Origin of the sequence: Vibrio sp. 10N.222.47.A9, from assembly GCF_963872585.1 — a bacterium.
Lineage (GTDB): Bacteria > Pseudomonadota > Gammaproteobacteria > Enterobacterales > Vibrionaceae > Vibrio > Vibrio splendidus.
Map to the genome: position 1 here is coordinate 119,166 of NZ_CAWNBB010000070.1, position 6,355 is coordinate 125,520.

Genomic DNA, 6,355 nt, shown 5'->3' on the forward strand with positions numbered 1-6,355 from the left:
CACACCAATCTAATCATTAGATTTGTGCACAATAACCAATGGCTTGGCCATTAATTGGAGAATTCAATGAAATCAGTTTTAAAAGTATCACTGCTTGCCGCAACGGTTATGCTAGCAGTTGGTTGTCAGAAAGAAGAACCAAAGGCAGAAGCTCCACAGGTAGAAGAAGCTAAAGTTGCAGCAGTAAACTTTAAAACAGAAGATGACAAAGCGGCATACGCAATCGGTGTATCTTTCGCGAACTACCTAAGCACAAGCATTGATAAGCCAAGCGAGCTAGGCATTAACCTAGACAAAGATATGGTTCTTCAAGGTATCGAAGACGTATTCGCAGAGAAAACAGCACTTAACGAAGAAGAAACTCGCGCAGCTCTTGAAGCTCTAGACAAGCGTGTTGCTGAAACAATGCAAGCACAAGCGGCAGAAAAATCTGCAGAAGTGAAGAAAGCCGGTGATGATTTCCGCGCTGAGTTCGCTAAAACTGAAGGCGTTAAGCAAACTGAATCTGGTCTACTTTACCAAGTAATGGCGGCTGGTGAAGGTGCTTCTCCAAAAGACACTGATACCGTTCAAGTACACTACAAAGGTACGCTAACAGACGGTACTCAGTTCGACAGTTCTTACGATCGAGGCGAACCAGCGACATTCCCACTAAACCGCGTAATCCCAGGCTGGACTGAAGGCGTACAACTGATGCAAGTCGGTTCTAAGTACAAGTTCGTTATCCCGCCAGAGCTAGCATACGGTGAGCAAGACACACCGACTATCCCAGCTAACTCAACGCTAGTATTCGAAGTTGAACTACTTAAAATTGATAACGCTGAAGCGGCTCCTGCTCAGTAATATCAGCTAAAAGTTTTATTCTAAAATACGTTGATTGAATAAAAAGCCTAACTTTGAGTTAGGCTTTTTTTATGATTTGAAGGTGAGTATTTGATTTTTAAACTTGTTCTAAATCACTAGTTGCAATGTTAGCTAGGTGTGCAATTAAAATTTTCTGATAAACTTACATAAATTTGTTGATTTTTCACACGAAGGTAAGGAATAAGTGACTACTACAGAAACAGTCAATGCAGATGTGTTACTTGAAATGGAATCAGTCCACGTTATGCCATTCAGTGAACACGATAAAATCATTCTAAGATCTTATGAGGCCGTGGTTGACGGTATTGCGAGTCTTATCGGTCCGTTTTGTGAAATCGTTTTACACTCTTTAGAAGACCTCAATACTTCTGCGATTAAAATTGCCAACGGCGAAAATACAGGTCGTCAGGTTGGTTCGCCGATCACCGATCTCGCATTGAAGATGCTGAAAGATATTGAAGGTTCTAAGCGTAACTTCTCACGTTCATACTTTACTCGCGCTAAAGGCGGAGTATTGATGAAGTCGATCACGGTTGCTATCCGCAATGGTGAAGACCGAGTGATTGGTTTGTTGTGTATTAACGTAAACTTAGATGCGCCATTCTCACAAGTACTGCAATCTTTCATGCCTACGCAAGATGCGGACGAAGCAGCATCATCAGTAAACTTTGCGAGTGATGTGGAAGAGCTTGTCGACCAGACGGTTGAACGCACCATTGAAGAAATCAATGCCGACAAATCAGTATCGAACAATACTAAGAACCGTCAAATCGTGATGGAGCTTTACGACAAAGGTATTTTCGATATTAAAGACGCGATTAACCGTGTTGCTGAGCGATTGAACATCTCTAAGCACACCGTATACCTATACATCCGACAACGTAAAACAGAGGATGAAGAGGGTTGTTAAGCTATACACTTTTAGTGAATGGACCGGTCTACGGTTCACAGTCGGCAAGAAGTGCTTACCAGTTTGCAGTGGCTCTTATTAATCAGGGCCACAAACTTCACAGTGTATTCTTCTATCAAGATGGCGTCAGTAATGGCTCTGACCTTACCGTACCTGCTAATGATGAATTCGACCTGGCTTCCGCTTGGCAAAAACTGGCGGATGAGCACAATGTTAGCCTTGAAACGTGTGTTGCTGCTGCGCTTAGACGCGGAGTGATCAGCACGGATGAAGCAACGCAACATCAATTGAGTGCATCTAACTTGGCGGCTGGGTTTACCCAAGCTGGGTTAGGGAGCTTATCTGAAGCACTTTTGACGCAAGATAGGGTTGTACAGTTTTGAGTAAATTGGCCTTTGTATTTAACACTTTCCCTCATACGACGGCAGCGGGCAGGGAAGGGCTAGACGCACTGCTAGCGGCTTCAGCCTATAGTGAAGACATTACCGTGTTCTTTGTCGGTAATGGCGTTACACAGCTTCTCAAGGCTCAACAGCCTGATGAATCCCTATCACGTGACTATATTTCTGCATTCAAGCTTATGGACCTCTACGACATCGAGCAGGTTTACGTGTGTCAACATAGTCTCAATCAGTTTGGTCTCTCGACCGATAACTTACTGATCGATGTGACTGCGCTAGAAGTGAATGAGTTGACGCAGAAGTTAGCTCAGAGCCAAAAAATACTGACTTTCTAGGGAACGTTATGCTTCATATTGTAAAATCAGTAGACAAACTCAAGCTTGCATTGGCGTACTCGCAGCAAAAGGATCACATCCTTTTGGTTGAAGATGCGGTGTATGTTTGCCTTCCAAATCATGAGTTATTCAATCAAATCTCAACCGTTGAACATGTGTCGGTATTAAAAACAGATCTCGATAGCCGAGGTTTACAACAACTTGCTTCAAGCACTCTGGAACAAGTGGACTTCGACGAATTCGTCAAACTAACGGTTTTGAACGACAAATCAGTAACTTGGTAGCTGCGTTTTATCAGTATGGTTAAAAAAAGACCATCCTGAGCTCTAGACGGCTAAAAAAGATCTGTATATTTCTTGACACACATCCCACTGCTGAATAGAATTTTGCGTCCCTATTTACACTATGTGTAATAGGGCTAGATTTTTCATCAAGCTTACTTTCAAGTAAATCAGGAGCTAGTTAATGGCAACTATTAACCAGTTGGTACGTACTCCTCGTGTAAAGCAGGTTGTTAAAAGCAACGTGCCTGCACTAGAAGCGTGCCCACAAAAACGTGGTGTATGTACTCGCGTATATACTACTACTCCAAAAAAACCGAACTCAGCACTACGTAAAGTATGTCGTGTTCGTCTAACTAACGGCTTTGAAGTTACTTCATACATCGGCGGCGAAGGTCATAACCTTCAAGAACACAGTGTTGTTCTTATCCGTGGTGGTCGTGTTAAAGATTTACCAGGTGTGCGTTACCACACTGTTCGCGGTGCACTTGACTGTGCAGGCGTTAACGACCGTAAGAAAGGTCGTTCTAAGTATGGTGTGAAACGTCCTAAGTCTTAATGCGTCTTTTTTAAAAAGAAAGCGTTAAGTAAGGCCAAACACTATTTATTTATTATTCTGAAAAGTTTTGGAAAAAACCTGAAGAAGACAACGGAGAAATTCCATGCCACGTCGTCGCGTAATAGGCCAGCGTAAGATCCTTCCAGATCCTAAGTTCAAATCTGAACTGCTGGCAAAATTCGTTAACATCCTTATGGTTGACGGAAAAAAATCTACTGCAGAGAAGATTGTTTACACTGCACTAGAAACTATGGCTGAGAAATCTGGTAAAGATCACTTAGCTGTATTTGAAGAAGCTCTTGAAAATGTTCGCCCAGCGGTAGAAGTTAAATCTCGCCGTGTGGGTGGTTCAACTTACCAAGTACCTGTAGAAGTTCGTCCGGTTCGCCGTAACGCTCTTGCTATGCGTTGGGTAGTTGAAGCTGCGCGTAAGCGTGGTGAAAAATCTATGGCTCAACGCCTAGCCGCTGAAATGCTAGACGCGTCTGAGAACAAAGGTACTGCGGTTAAGAAACGTGAAGACGTTCACCGCATGGCTGACGCAAACAAAGCGTTCGCACATTACCGCTGGTAATACCTTTTTAGTGCTGCAAGGTTCCTTGCAGCACTTCTTTAGTTCCTATGCTTATGCTAGGAACTATTGCTATTTCTAGGGCAAGCACTTTTTAGCGAAGCATCGCTTTTAACGCATAATCTAGATATAGCAATAGTCCCTAAGTCTCTAATAAGAGGATTCAACCGTGGCTCGTAAAACTCCTATAGAGCAATACCGTAATATCGGTATCGTTGCTCACGTAGATGCAGGTAAAACAACCACAAGTGAACGTATTCTGTTCTATACCGGTCTTTCTCACAAAATCGGCGAAGTTCACGATGGTGCAGCAACCATGGACTGGATGGAGCAAGAGCAAGAGCGCGGTATTACGATCACTTCAGCAGCAACCACTACGTTTTGGCGTGGTATGGAAGCTCAGTTCTCGGACCACCGTATCAACATCATCGACACTCCTGGACACGTTGACTTCACAATCGAAGTAGAACGTTCTCTGCGTGTACTTGATGGTGCAGTTGTTGTTTTCTGTGGCTCGTCTGGTGTTGAACCTCAGTCAGAGACAGTATGGCGTCAAGCTGATAAGTACCAAGTTCCACGTATGGTTTTCGTTAACAAAATGGACCGTACAGGCGCAGATTTCTTGCGCGTAGTTGAACAGATCAAGGACCGCCTAGGCGCAACCCCTGTTCCAATTCAACTGAACATTGGTGCTGAAGAAAACTTCCAAGGTGTTGTCGATCTTATCAAGATGAAGGCAATCAACTGGAACGAAGCTGACCAGGGCATGACTTTCACGTACGAAGATATTCCTGCAGACATGCAAGAAATGGCTGAAGAATATCGTACCGAACTTGTTGAAGCTGCTGCGGAAGCAAATGAAGAGCTGATGGATAAGTATCTTGAAGAAGGTGAATTAACAGAAGCTGAAATCAAGCAAGGTCTTCGTATTCGTACCCTTAATAATGAAATCGTACTTGCCACTTGTGGTAGTGCATTCAAAAACAAAGGTGTACAAGCTGTTCTAGATGCAGTGGTTGATTTCCTTCCTTCTCCAGTCGATGTACCGGCAATTAAAGGTGTTGATGACGACGAGAATGAAATTGAGCGTCACGCGGACGACAAAGAACCGTTCTCAGCGCTAGCATTTAAAATTGCAACAGACCCATTTGTTGGTACTTTAACTTTCATCCGTGTTTACTCTGGAGTTGTTGAAAGCGGTAAAACAGCTTACAACTCTGTGAAGAAACAACGTGAACGTTTAGGGCGCATTGTTCAAATGCACTCAAACAAACGTGAAGAAGTAAAAGAAGTACGAGCAGGTGACATCGCAGCCATTATCGGCCTTAAAGATGTTACTACTGGTGAAACTTTATGTGATCAGAACCATAAAATCGTTCTTGAGCGTATGGAATTCCCAGATCCAGTTATTCAGATCGTTGTAGAGCCTCGCTCTCAAGCTGATCAAGATAAAATGACTATCGCTCTAGGTAAACTAGCAGCAGAAGACCCATCATTCCGCGTTGATATGGATGCGGAAACTGGCCAGACACTGATTTCTGGTATGGGCGAACTACACTTAGATATCATCGTTGACCGTATGAAGCGTGAATTTAACGTTAACTGCAACGTTGGTAACCCGCAAGTAGCTTATCGTGAAACGATTCGCGGTACTGCGAAAGCGGAAGGCAAATTTATCCGTGAGCATGGTGGTAAAGGTCAGTACGGTCACGTGTGGCTAAAACTTGAACCATCAGAAGCTGGCGAAGGCTTTGTCTTCGTTGATGAAATTGCCAACGGTATCGTACCTAAAGAGTTTATCGCTTCAGTCGCTAAAGGCGTTGAAGAGCAGATGAACAATGGTGTACTTGCTGGCTATCCAGTTTTGGATATCAAAGCTACACTATATGATGGTTCTTACCATGAAGTAGATTCAAGTGAGATGGCGTTTACAATCGCTGCCTCTATGGCTTTCAGATCGGGTGCACTTGAAGCGCAACCGGTTCTGCTTGAGCCTATGATGAAAGTTGAAGTAACTACTCCAGAAGACTGGATGGGTGACGTTGTTGGCGATATTAACCGTCGTCGCGGCATCATCGAAGGTATGGACGAGGGGACAGCTGGCCTGAAGATAATTCGTGCACAAGTTCCGTTGTCTGTCATGTTCGGTTACGCAACTGATTTACGTTCTGCGACACAAGGCCGTGCTTCTTACTCTATGGAGTTTAGTGAGTACGCTGAAGTGCCTAACAATGTTGCAAAAGCAATCATTGCAGAGCGTGGTTAAACAAAAGGGACGCATTTTTTTCATTTTTTGAAAGATCAATGCGTCCAAATATTGCGCTAACGAGAGTTGGCGCATAAAATAGCAATTTCTGGCGCGTCTCGCTCAATAATGAACGTGGCGAATCATAACTAGGAAGGAACACGATTGTGTCTAAAGAAAAATTTGAAC

Annotated in this window: 9 protein-coding genes; 8 read left to right on the forward strand and 1 reads right to left on the reverse strand. The window is 43.6% G+C overall.

Going from position 1 to position 6,355, the window contains the following annotated elements:
- Nucleotides 1–66 precede the first annotated feature (66 nt).
- The 8 genes from fkpA to fusA all read left to right on the forward strand — a co-directional run bounded on the left by fkpA (nt 67) and on the right by fusA (nt 6,187).
- A complete protein-coding gene (gene fkpA / locus AACT19_RS21640) occupies nt 67–843 on the forward strand; it encodes an FKBP-type peptidyl-prolyl cis-trans isomerase (RefSeq protein WP_076648710.1) in 777 nt (258 codons plus the stop codon).
- 205 nt (nt 844–1,048) lie between these two features.
- Entirely contained in the window at nt 1,049–1,774 is a 726-nt protein-coding gene (locus AACT19_RS21645) for a helix-turn-helix transcriptional regulator (RefSeq protein ID WP_004729851.1), read from the forward strand.
- Nucleotides 1,768–2,157, forward strand: coding sequence for a sulfurtransferase complex subunit TusD (gene tusD / locus AACT19_RS21650; protein ID WP_017083781.1), 390 nt, complete (start codon nt 1,768–1,770; stop codon nt 2,155–2,157). Before AACT19_RS21645 ends, tusD begins: the two co-directional genes overlap by 7 nt.
- The gene (gene tusC, locus AACT19_RS21655) at nt 2,154–2,510 is read left to right on the forward strand and encodes a sulfurtransferase complex subunit TusC (protein ID WP_017085994.1); all 357 of its coding nucleotides are present in this window, start codon (nt 2,154–2,156) and stop codon (nt 2,508–2,510) included. The genes tusD and tusC overlap by 4 nt, the downstream gene beginning before the upstream one ends.
- 8 nt (nt 2,511–2,518) lie before the next feature.
- Nucleotides 2,519–2,794 (forward strand): sulfurtransferase complex subunit TusB, encoded by a 276-nt coding sequence (gene tusB / locus AACT19_RS21660; RefSeq protein WP_076648712.1) that lies wholly within the window; start codon nt 2,519–2,521, stop codon nt 2,792–2,794.
- 181 nt (nt 2,795–2,975) lie between these two features.
- Nucleotides 2,976–3,350, forward strand: a complete 375-nt coding sequence (rpsL, locus tag AACT19_RS21665; protein WP_012604917.1) for a 30S ribosomal protein S12 — start codon at nt 2,976–2,978, stop codon at nt 3,348–3,350.
- A gap of 103 nt (nt 3,351–3,453) precedes the next feature.
- Nucleotides 3,454–3,924 carry a 30S ribosomal protein S7 gene (gene rpsG, locus AACT19_RS21670; protein ID WP_017073678.1) on the forward strand — a complete coding sequence of 157 codons (471 nt, stop codon included), beginning with the start codon at nt 3,454–3,456 and terminating at the stop codon, nt 3,922–3,924.
- Nucleotides 3,925–4,090: 166 nt separating this feature from the next.
- Nucleotides 4,091–6,187: an elongation factor G gene (gene fusA, locus AACT19_RS21675; RefSeq protein WP_065606417.1), complete on the forward strand. Its 2,097-nt coding sequence runs from the start codon at nt 4,091–4,093 to the stop codon at nt 6,185–6,187.
- Here fusA and AACT19_RS21680 read toward each other — a convergent pair.
- Nucleotides 6,168–6,355 (reverse strand): hypothetical protein (locus AACT19_RS21680; protein ID WP_206379931.1); only part of this gene is annotated, 188 nt, incomplete at its 5' end. The two genes, fusA and AACT19_RS21680, sit on opposite strands and share 20 nt — an antisense overlap.

Excerpts from the sequence above, each read along its gene's own strand:
- rpsG (WP_017073678.1), top strand. The coding sequence starts at position 3,454 with ATGCCACGTCGTCGCGTAATAGGCCAGCGTAAGATCCTTCCAGATCCT.
- rpsL (WP_012604917.1), top strand. The coding sequence starts at position 2,976 with ATGGCAACTATTAACCAGTTGGTACGTACTCCTCGTGTAAAGCAGGTT.
- tusB (WP_076648712.1), top strand. The coding sequence starts at position 2,519 with ATGCTTCATATTGTAAAATCAGTAGACAAACTCAAGCTTGCATTGGCG.
- fkpA (WP_076648710.1), top strand. The coding sequence starts at position 67 with ATGAAATCAGTTTTAAAAGTATCACTGCTTGCCGCAACGGTTATGCTA.